Consider the following 20,059-nt stretch of genomic DNA (forward strand, 5'->3'; position numbering starts at 1 on the left):
GACTTCATCGATGCCTACAACTTCGCTCGCCGGCTCAAGACGCTGAAGGGCCTCACCCCGTACGAGTTCATATGCAAAAAGTGGACATCAGAACCAGAAAGATTCAAGCTCGATCCAATCCATCAAATGCCGGGACTGAACACCTAGGTGGGAAAGCTTTTTGAAAGCTTTTACCTCGAGTTCGTTCGGCGCACCATCCGCGGACACGCCGAGCATTGAAAAGCCAAGTGCCTGCAACTCCCGCCGATCGTGGTCTCATCCACTGAGATGGCAAACTTCTCGAAGATCCACCGCACGAGGTCCTTGCGTCGCCAGCGCACGACGCCATGGACCACCGGAACCGGGCCGCTTGCGACGATCGCCGCCAAGGCCCGGCGCTGCTTCTCGTGCAAATTGGAAAGAGTGCCCGGCGCCTTCCCCTTGACGAGGCCCGCCGGACCGCGTTCGTTGAACGGCAGCACCCAATCCTGCCACTTGGAGCGTCCCCCCGCCGGTTCGGGCCGCATCCGTGCGCAAGCCAACCTCGTAGGTCGCCGCCAGCGCCAGAAGACGGTGGGCCCGGTTGGCGCCCTTTGGTCTTCCGCGCCAAACGGCGTAGGCCCGGATCATCAAAGCCGGCCCGCAGCGGAATGGACGTCAAGATCGCAAACCTTCCTTTGTCACCATGGTTCAGGCCAGAATGGCCTTGAAATCTCAGACGATTCACAGTCGTTGGTTGTTCATATACTCCCCCATTGCTCCCTGCCCTCCAGCCGACATTGTATCGAGAAGCCACGCGCATGGTCGCGAGAAAACTGGTCAGGCCAAAAGGGCAAAAATATTTAAGTTCGTGATGCTTACGGTGTATTTTTTCTTTTACAGAGCAAAAGGCTGCGTTATGGTAAGGCCAGTTGGGAGGTAATCGCTTAACATCTCAAGGCCGGTGGAGACTGGGACGCTTTCCCGCCATGTGGTAGATCGTTCGCACTCTTACTCCGTGCTGGTCGGTGCGATGTCAGGAGAGGACGCGGGCTAAGCTGGAGCCCGTCCTGAGGTTCGGTTTTCAAGTTCGTTTTCGCAAAAGGGTGAAATCGCGCCTGCGTGCCGCATCGAGATCCGCGTGGCACTGGTATCTTGGTCAGTCCAAGGCTTGTCTTCTCATCCTTGCACACGGAATCAGACGGGGAAGGACTCGAGAGACCGATGAAGGTGCGGGTCGATCGAAGGTGTTGCCGTTGCGAGAAGCTACGGCCGTGCCGTCAAGGGCGGCAGGCGATTCGGCCCCTTTGAATAGCGCTGGCTGTTCAATCGAACGCCCGCGCTCAGACAGGAAACTTGGTCTTCTTCTACGCAGTAGCCAGACTCTTGAACAAATTGCGCCGCCTATACGCAAGAATTATGCTATATAATTAACGTCTGTAGACGGCGGCGACTGCGAAAAGCCAATACATTATATTTTATGATATAGATTTATATTAAACTGCAGTTAATAAATAAGAATTATTCCGACTGCCGATTGTAAATTCGCAAATTTCTAAAAATAAATAGGATAATTTGCCTCAAGCATTAGCTCTTACAGCAAAATATCCTTCGTTTACAAAACAACGATGCATATGCAGATAAATTCGAAAGCACATATGCAAGTGCGAAGCAGTAATTTATGCAACGCAGCTTACGTGTGCAAATAGCACGAATTGTTGCGATTGTCTGCGCGGCAATTGGGACTGGACTTGAAGACGAGCGTGCTCGGGAGCGCATGCGCGATGACGGAAAGCCGAATGGCGGAAAACTGGGAGGACAAAATGACTTCGGACCAACAATCGGGCGGATTCAACCGACGTGACGTTTTAGGTCTTGCAGCAGGATTGGCGCTGACTCCGCTTATGCCGGCGTTGTCGGGGGCGCAGACAGCTCCCGGCAACTCGCGTCTTTGGTATCGCCATCCGGCCGCCGACTGGAACAGGGCCCTGCCGCTCGGCAACGGAACGCTCGGAGCCATGATTTTCGGGCGCGTAGCACAGGAAAGGATCCAGCTGAACGAAGCGACCTTCTATGCTGGATCGCCCCACACGTATGACTCGCCGGAGGCCCTGGCAGCGTTGCCCGAAGTTCGGCAACTCATCAATGCAGGTCGTTTCAAGGAGGCTCAGGACCACGCCTGGTTCAAAATGACGGGCCGGCCATATAAGCAGATGAGCTACAGCTCTCTTGGCGATCTGTTTTTGAACTTCGTCAGTCCAGCCAAACCGACCGAGTATCGGCGCGAACTGGATATCAGCCAAGCGGTCGCCACAACCACGTTCGGCGTCGGTCGGCGGCGGTTTACGCGCGAAGCCTTTTCATCCTACCCTGATCAAGTGATCGTCATGCGGCTCGAAGCTGAAGCCGGCTTCGTCGATTTCGATATGGTTTACCGGGGACAGCGGGAGGCTAATTATTCTTGGGCTACGCCGGCGACGACGCTGCAAGCGGACGGCGATGTGAACTGGCTGCAGAAGGACGACGTTGGCTCGCCCGGCGATGGCGTCACCATCGTCGTTGACGGCCCGAAGGCTCTTCTGATCACGGGTCGCAATCAAGAACAAATGGGCATCCCCGGCGGTCTCAAGTACGCGATCCGCGTGCAGGCCGTGGGGGACGGGCAGATCGTGGCGAGCGCCGATGGGCTGCGAGTGCGCGGTGCGAAGGGCCTCACTCTCATCATTTCGGCCGCGACGAGCTATGTGAACTTCGCGGATGTCAGCGGCGATCCCGTGGCGATCGTCCGGGAGCGGACAGGGCGGCGGTGAAGAGGTCCTATGCTGACCTCAAGCGCGACCATCTGGTGGACTATCAAAGAATCTTCGGCTCGATGACTCTGGATCTGGGGCACACGCCGGCGGAAGCGCAACCGACCGATCGACGCGTTGCCGTCGGGGAGACGTCAGACGACCCCGCCCTCTTCGCGCTCTACGTGCAATTCGGTCGTTATCTCCTGATCGCCTCCTCGCGCAAGGGAGGCCAGCCAGCCAATCTCCAAGGCATCTGGAACGAAGGCACGAACCCGCCTTGGGGCAGTAAGTTCATGATCAACATCAATACGGAAATGAACTACTGGCACGCCGACGCTTCCGGGTTGAGCGTTTGCGTCGAGCCGCTGCTGCGCATGGTGGAAGATCTGACGATCACCGGCGCCAAGACGGCCCGTACGATGTACGCGGCCAAGGGCTGGGTCGCCCACCACAACACCGACATCTGGCGTGGAAGTGCACCGCTCGATGGGCCTGAATATGGTCTCTGGCCGACCGGGGGTGCCTGGCTTCTCACCACTCTCTGGCTGCATTGGGATTATACGCGAGACCCGCAGGTGTTCACCCGCCTGTACGAGGTTTCCAAGAGTTCTTGCGAGTTTTTCCTCGACGTCCTCGTCGAAGACACGAAGGGCCGCGGTCTCGTGACCTCGCCCTCGCTTTCTCCCGAAAACTGGCATCCCTTCGGATCTTCCCTGTGCGCAGGACCGGCGATGGACCGGCAGATCCTTCGCGATCTCTTCGATGCGACTGTCAAGGCTGGGCGCGCACTCAACCGCGACGAGGACCTCCTGAAGCGTATCGAAGCGGCCCGCCTGCGCCTGCCCGCCGATCGCATCGGTAGCGGCGGACAGCTCCAGGAGTGGATGGAGGACTGGGACCAGCAAGCGCCTGAACAAGATCACCGCCATGTGTCCCATCTCTACGCCGTCTATCCCAGCAGTCAGATCAACGTCCGCGACACGCCGGAGCTTATCAAGGCCGCAAAGGTGAGCCTCAACCGGCGGGGCGACCTTTCCACCGGCTGGGCGACGGCGTGGCGTGCCTGCCTCTGGGCGAGAATGGGCGAAGGCGAGCGTTCTTACAGAGTCCTGAAGGGCTTGATCGGCGCTCAACGGACCTATCCCAACATGTTCGACGCGCATCCGCCGTTTCAGATCGACGGCAACTTCGGCGGAACGGCCGCGATCATCGAGACGATGGTTCAGTCCTGGGGCGACGAGATCCATATTCTCGCCGCACTGCCGAAGGCCTGGCCGTCGGGCGAGATCCGGGGCGTCCACGTGCGCGGTGGCCATGTCGTCGACCTCACCTGGTCCGGCGCACGGCCGACCAGCCTGAAGATCGTTGGCCAGCCGTCGAGCACCGTCGCGGTCCGCAGCAACGGCCAGCGCTTCGAGGCCAAACTCGACGCGGCGGGCCAATACACTCGGCGCTGGTAGCCACGGAAGGGGGATCGTCCGCTGGATTCGGGTGATCCTCCTTCCGGTTTCTCGCATCGGAATCCGATCGGCGTCGCTACTCGCTCAGTGGCGACCAGCTTGCCGCGCAACCTGCGGCAGGATGACGCCGATGATTATTAATTGATGCCGGGCGCGGGAGGCGTTGCGGCTGGGGGGCTACGACCATGGCGAAGACACTCGATACCGCGGGCAGAGGCATCAGCGGCACGGCCGCATCGTTCTCATCTTACGAGACGATTCGGGTCTCGCAGCAGGACCTCACAACAGCCGTCGATCTTCAGATCGAGGGCGGGGGGGTGCTGAACCTCGCGAAGCAACTGAGCGGCCAGCGCGCCGTCAACGTAATGGCGTCCGATACGGGCAACACGTTGACGGGCGGCTCCCTGAACGACCGCCTCTTGGGCGGAGCGGGCAAGGACATCCTCAACGGCGGGAACGGCGACGATTACCTCGCCGGACAATTCAGCGGCATGGATACGGCCGACGACGTCCTGAGCGGCGGGGCCGGGCGGGACGAGATCTACGATTATGGCGGCAGAGTCGCGATCAACGGCGGCACAGGCGACGATCGGATCTTCGTTGGTGGCGACGTGACGGGCGGCGTCGTCGATGGCGGCGCGGACTGGGACGTTCTCGGCTGGAGCGGACGAACGGACATTAGTGGACTGACGATCCGCAACGTCGAGGTTCTGGAAACGGCGGGGGAGAACATCACCGGCACGGCCGCACAGTTCTCCGCTTTCCAACGCATCGTGACCTTCAACGAGCCTACGACCACTCCGACACCGATCACGCTGACCGTGGCCGGCAAGGGGACGCTCGACCTTTCGAAGATTCTCAGTGGACAGCAGGCGGCCACCGTCTTTGCGTCCGATGCAGGTAACACGCTCATCGGGGGATCGAAGAACGACGCACTCTATGGCGGTCTTTCCAAAGACTCGCTCGATGGCGGGGCCGGGGACGACACGCTCGACGGTGGAGAAGGCGATGACACTCTGGACGGCGGAGACGGCGCGGACACCATGATCGGCGGCCTCGGCAGCGACATCTACCATGTCGACCATTCCGGCGACCTCGTGGAAGAAATTGACGGCGAAGGCACCGACACCGTGTACACGTCGGTGAACTTCGCCCTGACCGACGCTCAGAGCATCGAAACGCTGATCGCGACGGCGGGCACGGATCCCTTGGCGCTGGTCGGCAACGGACTGGCCAATCGCATCGTCGGCAACGCAGGCGACAACCGCCTGAACGGCGGCGCCGGCGCCGACCAGCTCGTAGGCGGAACTGGCGACGACACCTATATTGTGGACGATGCCGGGGACGTCGTCGTGGAAGTCAACGGCAGGGGCCTCGACACCGTCGTGACCTCTGTGGACTACAAACTGAGCGATAGCCAGAGCATCGAGGTCGTTCTTGCTGCCAACGGGTCGGCTCCCCTCACGCTTACCGGAAACCGCTTCGACAACAAGATCGTCGGTAACGACGGTGACAATCGTCTCGACGGCGGCGCCGGCGCGGATATCCTCGACGGTGGCGTCGGTGCCGATGTGATGACCGGCGGCAATGATTCGGATACATTCTTCGTCGACAATCTCGGCGACGTGGTGATCGAGCAGCGCGGTATCGGCGGAACCGACAGTGTCCACACGTCGGTCAACTTCCAGATATCCGAGAGTCAAGGTATCGAGGAGTTGTTCGCCGCCACTGGAACAAGCGGCGTCCGACTCGGCGGGAACTCTCTCGCCAACCGTATTGTCGGCAATGAGGGCAACAACATCCTCGATGGTGGTGCCGGAAACGACCAGCTGATCGGTGGTGCCGGGAGCGACAGCTTCGTCTTCTCCACGGTTCTGTCGCGGTCCAACGTCGACGTCATCAAAGATTTTTCGGTCGTGGAGGACACGATCTGGCTCGATCACGACGTTTTCAGTGGTTTTACAGGGTTCGGTGCGCTATCGGCCGACGCCTTTCTGTCGGTTGCAGGCGGTAAGGCGCAAGATGCGTTCGATCGCATCATCTACGACAACCAGACCGGCGATCTCTTCTTCGACGCGGACGGCTCGGGACGCGGAGCCGCCATCAAGTTTGCGGAACTCGACGCCGGTCTCCGGCTGACAGCAGACGACTTCCTGCTGATTTGATCGTTGCGGCGGCATCGTCGAGCCGGGCATCGAGCAGACCGGACGAGGTTCTCTCCACGCGAGCGTCGATCTCGCTGGAGAGTTCCATCGGCTCTGTCGCAAAGTTCTGAAGGCGGTGAAAGCCTGCAACTCCGACGATGGCGGACAGCGCAGGCTCGAACATGAGTTTGACGTTCAAGCGCCGGCATGTCGCCACCGACACCATCCTGCTCTGCAGGCGCCGGTATGGCCGCTACGCGCTGACATGGCGCGACTCCGAGGAACTGGCGGCCTGGATCGGGATCATGCCGAGCGCCTGCTCAAGCGGCGACGAGAAGCGTCTTGGCGGCAGGACGAGGCGCGGCAATGCGAAACCGCCCCACTTCTGGTAGCTGGTGCGACATTCATTTTGAAACAACACGGTGAGGCGTGAAACTGCCGGCTTGGGTCGCCATCGCTGACGGGTCGCAAGCCCTGCAAGGTTGGGATTTTCGCCTTGACTGACAGCGAGAACAGATCCACCGCTCTTGGAGCGACGCGCAGGATCTGGCTCTTCTGGTCGCGGGCCCGGTCAAGCCCCGACGGTGATGACGGCGCCTTGTGAACAACGAGCCGCCCGGCGCTTCACCTCGGGAGGAGCCGGGCAAGATGCCGATGCCGGATGCCCCGAGGATCGACACCTCGATGTCGATCAGACCGCCCTGTATCCTGCGCTTTCGAGCGCGCCCGTTCTAGCGACATTGTGGATCTGATCGTTGGCAACGACCCAGGGCGGCGCTCAAAAGTCGTGCGTATGGTGCCGTCCGACGAAAATGGACGCAGCGTCTACCTCGTAGAACCAAGCCGCTCCCAATATGCGACGGGGCCGATGCGGCTACATCTTCTGCCGTTTGCATCCCAGTCGCCATCATCTTCCAACCCGAATAATGGATCATCAGCCGAAGACGACATAGGGTCATTGAATGTCGATGCCGAAGCGAGGAAACTGCATCGACATTGCAACTGAAACAGATACAAAATTAAATAGGTCGAGTTCATTCTGGCAGAGGAGCGCCGTCTACGATTAGACCCTTTTTCGAAAGGCTCTGCCAAAAACTTGCGGGGATCTCCATCTCGAGCCAGGCGGCGTTGTGTGTAATCTGATCGGCGTTGCGTGCACCGACAACGACCGAGACAACAGCTGGATGCGCTAGCGGGAACTGAAGTGCGGCTGCTTGGATCGGAATTTCGAATTCGCTGGCTGCTTCACGAAGTGCGAGAACGCGACGCAGAATCTCCGGAGGTGCCTCGCCATAGTTGAAACTGTTGTTGCCGGCGAGCACACCCGAATTGAAGGCGCCTGCGACGACGATCCGGGTGCCGTGGCTCAGGCACCGGTCGAGAAGATCGTGGCTATCCTGTTCCAGCAACGTATAACGACCCGCGAGCATGGCCACATCCATATCGCATTCGTCGAGGGTATTTCGCAGCACGTCACATTCGTTGACGCCAATCCCGAAAGCCCGGATCCGCCCGTCTGCCCTGAGCTCGGAAAGGGCACGGAAGCCGCCACCGGCCGTCAACTGCGACCAGTAATGTCCATGACGATCGCCATGCGTCATCGCGCCGATGTCATGGACGTAGAGAATATCGATCATGGCCAAGCCGAGGCGTTGCTGGCTCGCCTCGAAGGATTTCAAGATCGCGTCGTAGGAATAGTCGTAGGCCTGAACGAAGGGTGCCGGGAAGGCGAACCCCTCGTCGGTCTCGCGGTAGACGCGCTCCGGTATCATAAGGCGGCCGACCTTGGTCGAAACCCGAAAGTCGTCTCGCACCCGGTCGTCGAGGAGCGTCCCGAGACGCCGTTCCGAACGGGTGAAGCCATAGAATGGTGCGGTGTCGAAGTAGCGGATGCCAAGGTCCCAAGCAGCTTCGGCTGCGTCCTTGGCTTCCGCCAAGGGCGTTCGTTTGGACAGATGGCCCATCTGCGCACAGCCGAGGCCGAGTACCGAGAGATTGATATCGACGCTCGCAAGCTTCCGCGTGTCCGACGGTTTCATAAAGAACTCGATCAATAGTTTGAAGCGACGTCGGACAAAGCCGACGTCGCGGTTGGTCGGAGAATGAATTCTAGTAGAGTACGTTCTTTGCTTCCGGCTGGTCGATATTGTCTTTTGTCACGACGATGACGCCGGTATCGATTGTCTTCTCGACCTTCTCCTTGCCGAGCAGCTTGCCGATGGTCTGGACGCCGAGTTCGCCCATTTGGAAGGAACCCTGCACCGCAATCGCCGCGAGCGTGCCATCCTTGACAAAGCCCTGCAGATCCTCGTTGCCATCGAAGCCGACGCCCACGACTTTGCCAACCTTGCCGGTCTGAGCCAGCGCGCGGCCCATGCCGATGGCAGTGGGTTCGTTCGCGCCGAAGATGCCCTTGAGGTCGGGATTGGAGGTCAGGATATCGGTGGTCTGGTTCAGCGCCGTCGCCATCTGCGACTGCGAATAGAAGGGGCCGACGATCTCGAGCTTGGAATTGGCCTTGACATAGTCGGTAAATCCACCGACGCGGCCGACTTCCGAGCCGACGCCCGCGACGTAGGACATGATAGCGATCTTGCCTTCGCTGCCGATTTTGTCGATCAGAACCTTCGCGCAGAGCTCACCGGCCTTCCTGTTATCGGTCGCCAGGAACGCTTGGTAGTATTTCTCGCCACTCTCGGCCAGCATGGAGTCGATAAGGACCACAGGGATGCGAGCCTCCCACGCCTTCTTGATCGCGGGGACGAGTGCATCGGGATCCGAAGGGGCAAGGACGATGCCTGCGACCTTCCTGTTGATGGCATTCTCGACCATGTTCACCTGATCGGCGATGGCGGCCTCCGAGGCGGGACCATCGAACGAGATCGTCGTGCCCTCGGGCAGAGAGGCCACGCCGGCATCCGCCCCCTTCTGGACGTTCTGCCAGAACGTGGAGTTGACCGTTTTGACGATGACAGCGATCTCGGCGGCACCTGCCTGAGCGGAAGCCATCACGAATACCGTGGCCGAGGCCACAAGGGTTGCCCGAATTCTGTGCATGATTGTTCTCCCTGAAGGACGAGACGAGTCGGATGGGTTGCCTGTGCCTCCAAAGCCCTCCCGGGAGGCGGGTCGGGCACGTCAGCGGCGATTGCGTATCTGGTCGATCCACACGGTGACCAGGATGACGAGGCCGATGATGATTTGCTGCGTGAAAGCTGAGACACCGTTCATGTTCAGGCCGTTGCGAAGAATCCCGATGACAAAGGCGCCGATGAGCGTGCCCGAGATCGTTCCGACGCCGCCGATGAGCGATGTTCCGCCGATCACCGCGGCGGCAATGGCGTCGAGCTCGTACATCACGCCCTCGTTGGGCTGCGCGGTCACGAGCCGGGACATCAGCACGCAGCCGGTGAGGCCCGCGAGCGCTCCGGAGAGGACGTAGGTGAAGAGCGTCACCCCGGAGACGTGGACACCCGATAGCCGCGCGGCTTCCGAATTCGAGCCGACGGAATAGATGTGGCGGCCCAGCACCGTGCGCTTCAGCATGGTCGCCACCACAATGGCGAGCACGATCATGAGCAGCACCGGATAGGGGATGCCGGGAAAGGTCACGATTGGAAAGCCATCGTCGGCGATCGACTCGATGCGCAGAAGCGATCCGTTGCCGAGCTGCCCGAAGCTTTCGCCGAGGCCGGAGACGGCGCGTGCGCCGGTGATCTGAAGCGCCACGCCACGCGCCACCATCATCATGCCGAGCGTCGCAATGAAGGGCGGCAGCTTCAGCTGGGTCACGGCCAGTCCGTTGATCGCACCGCAAAGCGTTCCGACAAGAATGCCGAGCATCATGCCGATGGGGACGGGCATGCCCCATTCCTTGACCGCCAGCGCCGCCACGACGCCCGCGAGCGCGAGGACCGAGCCGACCGAAAGATCAATGCCGCCCGTGATGATGACGCAAGTCGCACCGATGCCGAGAAGGCCGATCGAGGTGACCTGAAGCGCGATCGTCATTCCGTTGCCAACGCTGAAGAACGCGTTGCTCGTGACCGAAAACACGATCGCCAGGATGACGAGGCTGCCGAGTGCGGCAAACTTCTGGATCAAGTCTTTCTGCTTGTCCGTGAACAGGGGCCGGCCCGTCTTGTCGATTGTGGGATTGCTCATGCGGTCCTCAATGTCTGCCGGGCGCGTAGCCGGATGCGTAGTGCATGATCTCCTCTTGAGAGGACCTTGCCGTTTCCAGGATCTGGGTGATGCGGCCCTCGTGGAAGACCGCGACCCGGTCCGTGAGTCCGAGGATTTCGGGGAGCTCGGAGGAGATCAGGATTATGCCAATTCCGCGCGCCGCGAGCTCGTCCATGATCTTGTAGATCTGGAACTTCGCTCCGATGTCGATCCCGCGCGTCGGCTCGTCGAAGAAGAGGATCCGGGACTGTCGGAACAGCCATTTCCCAATGATGATCTTCTGCTGGTTGCCGCCGGACAAAAGTCGGACGATCTGATGGATGGAAGGGGTTCGGATGTTCAGGAGATCGACGTAGCGTCGCGCCACATTCTCCTCCTTGCCGAAGTCGATGAAGCCGGAGGTGCCGGCGACGTCCCTCATGTTGGCGAGCGACATATTCGCTGCGAGCGACATGCCCACCGCAAGTCCGCTTTTCTTGCGATCTTCGGAAAGGTAGGCCAGTCCCTCGGCGATCGCGTCGCGCGGGGAGCCGATGGCGACCTTGCGACCGCCGATCAGAACCTCGCCGGCATCCAGCGGATCGGCGCCGAAGATGGCGCGCGCGACTTCTGTTCGGCCAGCGCCCATCAGCCCCGCAAAGCCCAGGATCTCGCCGCGCCGAAGCGTGAAGTCGATGTCCGTGAAGGCGCCTTGCCGGGCGAGCCCCTTGACCTCCAGAAGCACCTCTTTGCCCGGGACGCGCGTTGCCTCGGGGAACTTTTCCTCCAGCGATCGGCCAACCATCTCAGCGACGATCTGGTCGATCGTGACGGATGCAAAGTCATGGGTGGAGACGTGTCGCCCGTCCCGCAGCACCGTCACGCGGTCGACGATGCCCGCCATCTCGTCAAGACGATGGGAGATGTAAACGATCCCAACGCCCGAGCGCTTCAGATCTGTGATGACCTTGAAGAGAACGGTTGTCTCGCTCTCGGTAAGAGAAGAGGTCGGCTCGTCCATGATGAGAACTTCGGCGTTCAACGACAGCGCCTTGGCGATCTCCACCATTTGGCACTGGGCGACGGAGAGACTGCGGACGACGGTGTCGGGATCGATCGCGAGCCCGATGCGCCTCAGGAGCAGGGCCGCATCGCGATGAAGCTTGCCACGGTTGACGAAGGGGCCATTGCGCGGCTCGCGCGCCAGAAAGATGTTCTCCGCGACGGATAGGTGTGGAACGAGGTTCAGTTCCTGATGAATGATCGCGATGCCCCGCCGCTCGGACTCCGTCGTCGATTGGAAGCGGCAAGGCGCCCCCTTGTAGACGATCGATCCGGACGTCGGCTGGTACAAACCGCTAATGATTTTCATCAACGTCGACTTGCCGGCGCCGTTCTCGCCGCACACGGCATGCACTTCGCCGATCCGCAGGTCGAATGAAACGTCGTACAAGGCTCGGACGGCGGGAAATTCCTTGGTGATCGACGTCAATTGGAGGATCGTGCGACCCATCTCCACGGGACCGGTCGAGGCCATGTCCACCGGCTTCTGGACAGGAACCGGCTTCTGGACAGGAATAGGCTGCGTCATGAAGATCCTCCCGCCGCCTCGTCACGGCTCCGCATGAAGCCCGACAAGCTCGATCCTGCCGAATCCTGCTCCCTCAGCATTTGGCATTTATAGGCCATCTCAAAATTGGTCAATCCAATTTACGCGGATAGATCAATAATAGACATTTACCAAGATCAGTTTGGTCTTTCTGAACGGAAAAAAGTGCTTTATGGTCAGGCCAATTGGAGAGAAGATGTCAGCCAGTCTCAAGCCGGTGGATGGTCGTCGCCTATACCAACAGGTTGCGGACCAGATCCGTGACCTGATCCGCGTCGGACACTTCCTCCCAAGCGACCGGCTGCCGGCCGAGCGCGACCTTGCCCTTCAGATCGGCGTATCGAGGCCGTCCTTGCGCGAAGGGCTGATTGCACTGGAGATCGAGGGCAGTGTCGAAATTCGCATGGGTTCCGGCGTCTATGTCTGCGCAAGGCCGCCGCAAGCCGATCTTTCGACCAAGCCGATGGGCGAGAGTCCGTCCGAGTTGATGCAGGCGCGTGCGGCGATCGAGGGGTCCGTAGTGGCGCTTGCTGCGGCACGAACGACGCCGGAGGCCATCGTCGAACTGAAGCTCGCCAACGAGGCGATGCGCTCCGCCATCGCGGCCGAACGAAGCCCGCTGGAACCGGATCGTCGCTTCCACAGGACCATCGCCGAACTAACGGGAAATTCCGTCATGGTCCGGCTCGTGACTGAACTGTTCGACGAGCGGCATCAACCGATGAGTGCCCAGATCCAGACACGCTATGAATCGCAGCAGACCTGGATGTCGGCGGTAACCGAACACGCGGCGATCATCCGGGCGCTCGAGGCGGCTCATCCGTTGCTGGCGCAAGCCGCGATGCAGAACCACCTGGAGGCTTCGCGCTTGCGCTGGATCGGCCCATGAGTTCGGGAGCGCTCGCCTCGGAAGGCTGCGCTCCACCCTTCCACGCGCACTCGACATTTCCGTAGCCCGGTCGAGCCGCAAGATTACATCGGATACCGCTCTCGGGAGTTCATTTTGACATCGTCCTCATCCGCTTCGTTCGTTCCGCCAGGCAGCGTGCCCTCCGCGCAGCCTGCGAGCGCCATCCTCCAATTCGGCACGAGCCGATTTCTTCTCGCGCATGCGGACCTCTTCGTCTCGCAGGCGCTCGAGCGCGGGGACGCCATCGGCCGCATCACCGTCGTCCAGACCACCGACAGCGCGGAAAGCGCCCTGCGCGTCGAAGCCTTGTCGCTCGGTCAGCCCTACCCCGTCCACATCCGGGGATTGGTGGGTGAGCGGACGGTCGACGACGTGGTTGAAGGTCGGGCGGTGCTGCGCGCTTACTCGGCCCGCCGGGACTGGAATGCCGTGCGGCGGGAGGCGATGACGGTCGAGGTCATCATTTCCAACACCGGTGACCGCGGCTTCTGCCTCGACCCCGCAGACACCGCCGACAGCGTCGCCGACCGGAGCCGCCCACCGCGCAGCTTCCCGGCCAAGATCGCAGCCCTGTTGCTCGAACGCTTCGAAACCGTCCCGCAGACGTCCCTGTCGCTCTTTCCCTGCGAGCTCGTCAGCGGCAACGGCGACAAGCTACGCACGCTGGTTCGCGATCTCGCGACTGCCTGGAACGCTCCGCCTGCGTTCTTCGACTTTCTCTCCGCGCGTTGCCGCTTCGCTAACAGTCTGGTCGACCGGATCGTGTCCGAACCGCTGCAGCCTGTCGGCGCCGTGGCGGAGCCCTACGCCCTATGGGCAATTGAAGCACAGGAAGGGTTGGTCCTTCCCTGCCGCCATCCCGCCATCGTCGTCACCGACGATCTGGCTCGCTACGAGCAACTGAAGCTCCACATCCTGAATCTCGGCCACACGGTCCTGGCGGATCTCTGGATTTCCGGCGGACGTCCCGCTCGCGAGACGGTTCGAGAGGCCATGGCGGACCCTTCCGTGCGGAGAACGCTAGAAACCGTCTGGGAGAGAGAGGTGGTACCGGTCTTCGCGGCACAAGGGTTGGGGCTGGAGGCCGAACTCTATGTCGAAGAAACCCGGCAGCGCTTCCTCAACCCCTTTCTGGCGCATCGGCTATCCGACATTGCGGGCAATCACGCGGAGAAGAAGGTGCGGCGTCTGCAGCCGATCGTAGAGCGCAGCCTATTGCTCGCCGAACCGATTCACCAGCCCATCTTGACCTCGATGACGAACCGGAGATCGTGACCGGCACCAACGTTGATGCCCTGATCCTTAAGCGCTGGAGACCCGGTCGCGGTTGCCCTGCAGGCAAACGCCGAGGGCGCCGAGGACGCGAACCACATCTGCTTCACCGTGGGTCAAGGCTCCCCCTACGGCTGCAAGCCGACGTCCTCGCTAACGATCGTGACGACAAGCGGTACTGCAATATTCTCTGATCAGCTTCGGATGAACAGGGAACTCCTGATACCGAGCCGTTCACCAATGCCGTTATGATCGACTGACACCCAAGGCGAGGGCCAGCTTGGTGCAGAAGACCGAGTTTCTGGCCGGGTTCAGCCAGTCGGCGTCATCGGCGGTTCGGCCCTCCCATTGGCGGATGCGCAGGGCACCGCTCTCCGGTTTGAAACCGACGAGCGCGCGACGGCCCGCCGTCAGGGAGCCATCGTCGCGTCGCAGTCGGGCTTCGACGACGAAGTCGGTTCCCTTGCTCGGCATGAGCCAGCGTTTGATCTCCGGCGATCGTGCGGCGTCGCGGGGCAGTTTCCCCCGAGCGGCACGGTCCATGACGCCGAGATCGAGCGACGCCCTGGGGTTGGCGATCGTCAGCATCGGCATCAGCCGTGCGACGATGGCCGGCGTAGCGGAGGGCAGTTGGCCGAACTCCGCAGGATCGGAGAAGGGGGCGTTGCGTGGCCCCCACGGGAGGTTCTCCTGCGCATACTGCGCGCTTTCCTTGATCCCGTTCGATTGGGGATCGTCGTCGACGTCTCGGAAATCGGCGATCTCGTCGGCCAGCCGTCGCCCCGTCGCAGCCTCGAGGCCGGCCGCATCCAGAAACGTCTGGAGCATCGCCACGGGGGCCGCATTGAGATCCAGAAGGCCGCCCTGGTCCACCACGCGGATCTCCAGCCGCGCTCCGCGTCCCGTGGCACAGGCGACGGCCCGCCCATCCACCGGAAGCACGGCGACGTCTGGTTTGGGCGATGCCGGCGCCGCGGCCGGCTGCCCGACGGTCGGCGCGTCGCGGCTCTTCCTGCTTGGCGAGGAAAGGACGGCGGGGCGCAGGGCATCGGCGGAAAAGAGCACGGCTCCGTCGACGAGGGCGCCATCCGTCGCCGCCTCGACCCGGTTGACCGTCCGCATCGCGGACAGGCGGGATTTGACGGCAAAGCTGGCCGCGACGGCGATGAAGACCATCACCGCGAGAAGAACGGAGAGCAGAACGAAGCCGGCTTCGCCGTCATCCTCCCGCGCGGGCTCGGGCGCGGCCGTCATCGGGGACCGGCCGGCTTGTCCCTGCCCGCCTCCCCGTCGGGCGGAGCCGGGACGTCGACCGCTTCTGCGGGATTCGTCGAGGACGCCGGATGCACGATAAGCGGGAGAATGCGCCGGACGTCGCCCGGCGGCAGGGATATGTCCAGCGACACGAGCGCCGGTACGCCGCCCGCGACCCAGTCCTTGCGCCAGACCGGCGTCCCGCCCTCGACCGGCCCCGCATAGCGGATCGCCAGCCCGGCGACGTCGTGGAGGAGCACGACGGGCGTGACCGCTCTGGTTTGTTCCCCGCGCGCCTGGGTGCGGCGCTCGACGAGGTCGAGGCGACCCGCCGGACCCGCCTCCAGACCGAGCGTCGTCCGGTTGATCCCCGCGACCTCCAGAACCGGATCGGCGGGCGCGAGAAAGCTCATGGCGGTCGAGCTGCCGACAAAGAGTTCGCTCTCGCTCAACGGCAGGTCCACAACGGCCTCACCCACCGTTCGGCGCAGATGGTCGCGCACGGCGGCGATCTCGGCATCGGCATCGATGCGGGAGGCCACCGGCACCATCCTGCGCACCGAAAACACGCCCTCGCCGATGAAGACGGCGATCAGCGAGAGGAGCGACAGGGCGACGAGAAGCTCCACGAGAGTGAAGCCGGCCTCGCCCTCGTCGTCCTGCGCCGGCCCCCGCAGGTCCGGTGGGCCGAGTTTGCGGCTACTCATCGGCCGACCTTGCGAGGATGAAGCTGGTGAGAAGCGGCGGCCGCGACTTGGTCTCCCCTTTTCGCGACACGCCCACCTCCACGCGGAAGAGGCGCGGCGTGCGCGGGGGCGGGGCAAGACCGGCGCCGTCCGCGGGCGTCGTTTTACGCCACCACGTGAGATCGCCGCTCTCCCCCTCCTGCCGGCCGGCGGAAGCGCTGCTTTCGGCGCGCGCGCCTTCGAGGACATGCTGGGCCAGAGAGAGCTCTGCCTCGCGCGCGGCGGTGGCGCCGAAGGTCTGCGTGGTGCCCGCGAAGGCGCGGATCATCGCGATGCTGACGAGGGCAAGGATCGCGAAGGCGACGAGAACCTCTGCCAAGGCGAAGCCGTCCTGTCCGCCGTCGCCGCTCGCACTCAAGGCCGGTCCTCCCGAACGGACCCGGTCAGCCAGTCTACGACCAGGCTTCGATGCGCTTCTCCCATCCGGACATCGATCCGCCCGCCGGTCGAACGGCCGTCCGGCAGGAAGGCGATGGCCGCACCGCCCCCCGCGGTTCCCCGCCCGGCCGCCTCACGCGCGGTGACGAGATCGAGCACCATCCCTTCGCTCAGCGTCACGGGGTCCGCCCCGTCGCGTCGCCAGCGTCGTTCGGCCGTTTCGAAGGACAGGCTGCGCGCCCGCCCCGAGCGGACGGCGTCGATGCGGGTGCGCTGGAGATCGGCCGCAAGACGGTCGGTCGTCGCAGCGACGAGCCGACCCGGACGCCCGCCCGCCATCGCGAAGCCGCTGGCAGCCGCGACGATCGCGAACAGCGCCAGCACGACCAGCATCTCGACGAGGGTGAAGCCGTCCTGGGTTCCGGCGCGTTCCATCAGCGCATCGCCAGATCGTTGACGGAGAAGATCGCGCTCATGATCGACAGGATCAGCCCGCCGACCACGATGCCGAGAAGGCCGGTGACCAGAGGTGTCATCACCGTGAACAGGCGGTCGATGCGCGTTTTCACCACCTCCTCGTGCAGCTCGGCCGCGCGCATCAGCATGTCCGGCACCCGGTTCACCTCCTCGCCGGTGGCGATCATCTGGAGCGTCAGGGGCGACAGCGTCTGAAGCCCGGACAGGGCGACGGCGAGGCGCGCGCCCTCGGGAATGCGGCGCGCCGCCTCGTCCAACGCCGCGCGAAAGGCGCGGCGTTTGGGCACGAGCCGCGTCGCCGCGATGGCGGTGGGCACGGCGACGTTGGCGCCGAGGAGCGTGCCGAGCGTGCGGCAGATGCGGCCGGCCTCGATGCCGACGAGCACCGGGCCGATCAGCGGCGCGCGCAGGAGCGCCGCCTCGATGAGGGCCGCGAACCGGGGGCGGCGCCACACATAGGCGAGGAGAAGCGCCAGGGCGCCGAGCCCGACGAGGATGGAAAGCCAGTGGTTGGCCAGAAGCGTCTCGACGCCGCGCGTCAGCGCGATGACCCCCGGCGGCTGCACGCCCGGCTGGTCGAACAGCGGCTCCAGCGAGGGCACGAGGACGCCGATGACGAGACCGACGATCCCGAGCGCCATGACGAGGAGAAGGCTCGGATAGATCAGGGCCGAGATCACCGTGCGCCGGATCTCCTCGGCGCGCGTCAGCGAGACCGCGAGATCGCCGAGGACGCGGCCGAGCGTTCCCGTCAGCTCGCCGGCCGCCGTCACCTCCACCACTTCGCGGGGGAAGGCCTTCGGATGTTTGGCGAAGGCGCGCGACAGGGAGAGCCCCGCCAGGACGTCGGCAAGGACGGTCTCCAGGATGGCGGACATCGATTTCGGCGACTGGCGGATCACCAAGCGCAGCGCCCGGTCGATGGTCAGGTCGGCGCCGAGAAGCGTCGCCAGATCCTTGACGACGCTGACGAGATCCGCGCGCTTCACGGCACCGCTGCCGAAGAGGTCGCGCTGCCAGAAGGGCTCCTTCGCCGCGACGGGTTCGAGCCAGAGCACCCGCGCCCCGCCGGCAGAGGCGAGCGTCTTGGCCGCCGCCTGGGTTTCGGCCTCGATGCGGCCGTTGCGCTTCAGCCCACTCCGCTCGACAGCCTCGAAACGATAGACCGTCATGACTCCTCTCCGGCCCCGAGATGGCGCATCATTTCCTCGAGGCTCGTCTCGAAGGCCAGCACCTTTTCAACGCCATGGCCGGCGAGCGAGAGCATGCCGGCGCTGCGCGCAGCCTTGTCGAGCTGCGCCTCGTCCGCGCCACCCGCCACCAGGGCGGAGAACGCACGGTCGAGTTCCAGCCCCTCGGCCACGACGGTCCGCCCGCGATAGCCCGTTCCGCTGCAGGCGGGGCAGCCGACGGGATGCGCCAGCATCACGCGCTCGGCTCCCTTCAGATCCGGCCTGTGTCGCTCCACCACCCGGCGCGCCGCGTCGTCGGCGGGCGCGACGCGCCGGCATTCGAGGCACAGCAGCCGAAGGAGGCGCTGCGCGAGGACGCCGTTCAGGACGGCGGCGAGGAGATAGGGCTCGACGCCCATGTCCACGAGGCGCGTCACCGCGGCGGCGGCCGAGTTGGTGTGAAGGGTCGAGACGACGAGGTGGCCGGTCAGCGCCGCCTGAACCGCGATGCGCGCGGTCTCTCCGTCGCGGATCTCGCCGACCATCACGATGTCCGGGTCCTGGCGCAGGATGGAGCGCAGCGCCGCGGCGAAATCGAGGCCGATGGCGGCATGGGTCTGGACCTGCGTCACGCCGGAAACGCGGTACTCGACGGGATCCTCCACCGTCACGATCTTGGTGCTGCGACTGTTGAGACGCCCCAGCAAGGTGTAGAGAGTCGTGGTCTTGCCAGAGCCGGTCGGGCCCGTGACGAGGAAGATACCATTCGGCCGGTTGGCCATGGCATCGATGCGCGAGGCGAGGTTCGCGGAGAAGCCCAGCGCCTCGTAGCCGCCCTCCTTGCGAGACGTGCCGAGCAGGCGCAGCACCAGCGCCTCGCCATGGGCCGTGGGCAGAACCGAGACGCGCACGTCCACCTCGCGGCCGCGGTCGACGACCTTCATGCGCCCGTCCTGCGGCAGGCGCCGCTCGGCGATGTTCAATTCGGCGAGAATCTTGATGCGGGTCGCGAGGCCCGTATGCACGGCCTTCGCCATCACCTCCGGGCGCACGAGCACACCATCGACGCGAAAGCGTGCGACGAGATCGCTCTCGCCCGGCTCGATGTGGATGTCGGATGCACCGAGTTCGAAGGCCGTGCGGAACAGCATGTTCGCAAGACGAATGATCGGCGCCTGCCGGGCCGCATCCTCGAGCCGTTCCATATCGGAGCCGAGCGGCTCGAAGCCGTCGCCGCCGACGGTCGCCTCCGCGCCCTCCTCGCCGAACAGGCGCCGACACGCCCCCTCGAAGGCACTCGGCCCGATCAGGCAGAACGTCGCGCCGCCCATGGCGTAGGACAGGGAGGAGAGGAGATCGGGATCCAGCGGATCCACGAGGGCCACAACGGACGGCGGTCCCGCGCTGAGCGCCAGCGCGCGCACCCGCCGGCAATAATCGCGCGTCATCCGATCGGCGAGCACGGGTTCCGCCGGCAAGGCTTCCGGCGGAGCGGGAAGAAGGCCGGTATAGTCGGACAGCGCCGCCAGAAGATCTGCTTCGGACATGAGCCCGAGTTCGGAAAGAACGAGCGGCATGGAGGCCAAGGTCTCGAAGGCCGCACGGGCGCGATCGGCGGCGACCGGCTCCAGCCGTCCGCTCGCCACGAGAAACAGGAGGAAGCCCTCCGCGCTCTGCCCCATGTCACTGCGCGTCGCCTCCCGCCGGTCGGCAACCGCAGTTT

Annotated in this window: 17 protein-coding genes and 1 pseudogene; 7 read left to right on the forward strand and 11 right to left on the reverse strand. The window is 63.4% G+C overall.

Annotated features, from left to right (window positions below; all coding sequences use genetic code 11):
* Positions 1-147, forward strand: a pseudogene (locus GGR04_RS22215) (IS481 family transposase); the annotation flags it as partial.
* 23 nt (positions 148-170) lie between these two features.
* Here the strand turns inward: GGR04_RS22215 and GGR04_RS22220 are convergent.
* The gene (locus GGR04_RS22220) at positions 171-461 is read right to left on the reverse strand and encodes a COG3415 family protein (protein WP_183202586.1); all 291 of its coding nucleotides are present in this window, start codon (positions 459-461) and stop codon (positions 171-173) included.
* Positions 462-1,709: 1,248 nt separating this feature from the next.
* Between GGR04_RS22220 and GGR04_RS22225 the strand changes: the two genes are divergently transcribed.
* From GGR04_RS22225 to GGR04_RS22240, 4 genes are all read left to right on the forward strand, one after another.
* Positions 1,710-2,768, forward strand: coding sequence for a glycoside hydrolase family 95 protein (locus tag GGR04_RS22225; RefSeq protein WP_210291933.1), 1,059 nt, complete (start codon positions 1,710-1,712; stop codon positions 2,766-2,768).
* On the forward strand, positions 2,765-4,210 hold the full coding sequence (locus tag GGR04_RS22230; protein WP_183202589.1) for a glycosyl hydrolase family 95 catalytic domain-containing protein: 1,446 nt from the start codon (positions 2,765-2,767) through the stop codon (positions 4,208-4,210). Before GGR04_RS22225 ends, GGR04_RS22230 begins: the two co-directional genes overlap by 4 nt.
* Positions 4,211-4,395: 185 nt before the next feature.
* Positions 4,396-6,375 (forward strand): calcium-binding protein, encoded by a 1,980-nt coding sequence (locus GGR04_RS24350; protein ID WP_183202591.1) that lies wholly within the window; start codon positions 4,396-4,398, stop codon positions 6,373-6,375.
* Between the two features lie 161 nt (positions 6,376-6,536).
* Positions 6,537-6,746: a transposase gene (locus GGR04_RS22240; RefSeq protein WP_210291934.1), complete on the forward strand. Its 210-nt coding sequence runs from the start codon at positions 6,537-6,539 to the stop codon at positions 6,744-6,746.
* A gap of 642 nt (positions 6,747-7,388) precedes the next feature.
* On the opposite strand, the gene GGR04_RS22245 is transcribed toward GGR04_RS22240, so the two are convergent.
* From GGR04_RS22245 to GGR04_RS22260, 4 genes are all read right to left on the reverse strand, one after another.
* Complete coding sequence (locus GGR04_RS22245; RefSeq protein ID WP_183202594.1) at positions 7,389-8,393, reverse strand: aldo/keto reductase; 1,005 nt, start codon at positions 8,391-8,393, stop codon at positions 7,389-7,391.
* Positions 8,394-8,463: 70 nt separating this feature from the next.
* Positions 8,464-9,411 (reverse strand): ABC transporter substrate-binding protein, encoded by a 948-nt coding sequence (locus tag GGR04_RS22250; RefSeq protein WP_183202596.1) that lies wholly within the window; start codon positions 9,409-9,411, stop codon positions 8,464-8,466.
* An 81-nt stretch (positions 9,412-9,492) separates the two neighbouring features.
* On the reverse strand, positions 9,493-10,518 hold the full coding sequence (locus GGR04_RS22255; protein WP_183202598.1) for an ABC transporter permease: 1,026 nt from the start codon (positions 10,516-10,518) through the stop codon (positions 9,493-9,495).
* Positions 10,519-10,525: 7 nt separating this feature from the next.
* Positions 10,526-12,055 carry a sugar ABC transporter ATP-binding protein gene (locus GGR04_RS22260; RefSeq protein ID WP_183202600.1) on the reverse strand — a complete coding sequence of 510 codons (1,530 nt, stop codon included), beginning with the start codon at positions 12,053-12,055 and terminating at the stop codon, positions 10,526-10,528.
* 268 nt (positions 12,056-12,323) lie between these two features.
* Here GGR04_RS22260 and GGR04_RS22265 point away from each other — a divergent pair, with 268 nt between their 5' ends.
* Both GGR04_RS22265 and GGR04_RS22270 read left to right on the forward strand, forming a co-directional pair.
* Entirely contained in the window at positions 12,324-13,016 is a 693-nt protein-coding gene (locus GGR04_RS22265; RefSeq protein ID WP_183202602.1) for a FadR/GntR family transcriptional regulator, read from the forward strand.
* 156 nt (positions 13,017-13,172) lie between these two features.
* Positions 13,173-14,312 (forward strand): mannitol dehydrogenase family protein, encoded by a 1,140-nt coding sequence (locus GGR04_RS22270; protein ID WP_183202625.1) that lies wholly within the window; start codon positions 13,173-13,175, stop codon positions 14,310-14,312.
* Between the two features lie 243 nt (positions 14,313-14,555).
* On the opposite strand, the gene GGR04_RS22275 is transcribed toward GGR04_RS22270, so the two are convergent.
* The 6 genes from GGR04_RS22275 to GGR04_RS22300 are packed head-to-tail and all read right to left on the reverse strand — an operon-like array spanning position 14,556 to position 20,018.
* The gene (locus GGR04_RS22275; RefSeq protein ID WP_183202604.1) at positions 14,556-15,563 is read right to left on the reverse strand and encodes a type II secretion system minor pseudopilin; all 1,008 of its coding nucleotides are present in this window, start codon (positions 15,561-15,563) and stop codon (positions 14,556-14,558) included.
* Positions 15,560-16,270: a prepilin-type N-terminal cleavage/methylation domain-containing protein gene (locus GGR04_RS22280; RefSeq protein WP_183202606.1), complete on the reverse strand. Its 711-nt coding sequence runs from the start codon at positions 16,268-16,270 to the stop codon at positions 15,560-15,562. Before GGR04_RS22280 ends, GGR04_RS22275 begins: the two co-directional genes overlap by 4 nt.
* Complete coding sequence (locus GGR04_RS22285) at positions 16,263-16,667, reverse strand: prepilin-type N-terminal cleavage/methylation domain-containing protein (RefSeq protein ID WP_183202608.1); 405 nt, start codon at positions 16,665-16,667, stop codon at positions 16,263-16,265. The genes GGR04_RS22280 and GGR04_RS22285 overlap by 8 nt, the downstream gene beginning before the upstream one ends.
* Positions 16,664-17,122 carry a GspH/FimT family pseudopilin gene (locus GGR04_RS22290; RefSeq protein WP_183202627.1) on the reverse strand — a complete coding sequence of 153 codons (459 nt, stop codon included), beginning with the start codon at positions 17,120-17,122 and terminating at the stop codon, positions 16,664-16,666. The genes GGR04_RS22285 and GGR04_RS22290 overlap by 4 nt, the downstream gene beginning before the upstream one ends.
* Positions 17,122-18,336, reverse strand: a complete 1,215-nt coding sequence (locus tag GGR04_RS22295) for a type II secretion system F family protein (protein WP_183202610.1) — start codon at positions 18,334-18,336, stop codon at positions 17,122-17,124. Before GGR04_RS22295 ends, GGR04_RS22290 begins: the two co-directional genes overlap by 1 nt.
* Positions 18,333-20,018 (reverse strand): GspE/PulE family protein, encoded by a 1,686-nt coding sequence (locus tag GGR04_RS22300; RefSeq protein WP_246393553.1) that lies wholly within the window; start codon positions 20,016-20,018, stop codon positions 18,333-18,335. Before GGR04_RS22300 ends, GGR04_RS22295 begins: the two co-directional genes overlap by 4 nt.
* Positions 20,019-20,059 lie beyond the last annotated feature (41 nt).

Origin of the sequence: Aureimonas pseudogalii (assembly GCF_014196835.1) — a bacterium.
GTDB lineage: Bacteria > Pseudomonadota > Alphaproteobacteria > Rhizobiales > Rhizobiaceae > Aureimonas > Aureimonas pseudogalii.

Coding starts and splice junctions, on each gene's coding strand:
- GGR04_RS24350 (WP_183202591.1), top strand. CDS start 4,396: ATGGCGAAGACACTCGATACCGCGGGCAGAGGCATCAGCGGCACGGCC.
- GGR04_RS22275 (WP_183202604.1), bottom strand. CDS start 15,563: ATGACGGCCGCGCCCGAGCCCGCGCGGGAGGATGACGGCGAAGCCGGC.
- GGR04_RS22290 (WP_183202627.1), bottom strand. CDS start 17,122: ATGGAACGCGCCGGAACCCAGGACGGCTTCACCCTCGTCGAGATGCTG.
- GGR04_RS22240 (WP_210291934.1), top strand. CDS start 6,537: ATGAGTTTGACGTTCAAGCGCCGGCATGTCGCCACCGACACCATCCTG.
- GGR04_RS22265 (WP_183202602.1), top strand. CDS start 12,324: ATGTCAGCCAGTCTCAAGCCGGTGGATGGTCGTCGCCTATACCAACAG.
- GGR04_RS22255 (WP_183202598.1), bottom strand. CDS start 10,518: ATGAGCAATCCCACAATCGACAAGACGGGCCGGCCCCTGTTCACGGAC.
- GGR04_RS22280 (WP_183202606.1), bottom strand. CDS start 16,270: ATGAGTAGCCGCAAACTCGGCCCACCGGACCTGCGGGGGCCGGCGCAG.
- GGR04_RS22295 (WP_183202610.1), bottom strand. CDS start 18,336: ATGACGGTCTATCGTTTCGAGGCTGTCGAGCGGAGTGGGCTGAAGCGC.
- GGR04_RS22260 (WP_183202600.1), bottom strand. CDS start 12,055: ATGGCCTCGACCGGTCCCGTGGAGATGGGTCGCACGATCCTCCAATTG.
- GGR04_RS22300 (WP_246393553.1), bottom strand. CDS start 20,018: ATGGGGCAGAGCGCGGAGGGCTTCCTCCTGTTTCTCGTGGCGAGCGGA.
- GGR04_RS22245 (WP_183202594.1), bottom strand. CDS start 8,393: ATGAAACCGTCGGACACGCGGAAGCTTGCGAGCGTCGATATCAATCTC.
- GGR04_RS22250 (WP_183202596.1), bottom strand. CDS start 9,411: ATGCACAGAATTCGGGCAACCCTTGTGGCCTCGGCCACGGTATTCGTG.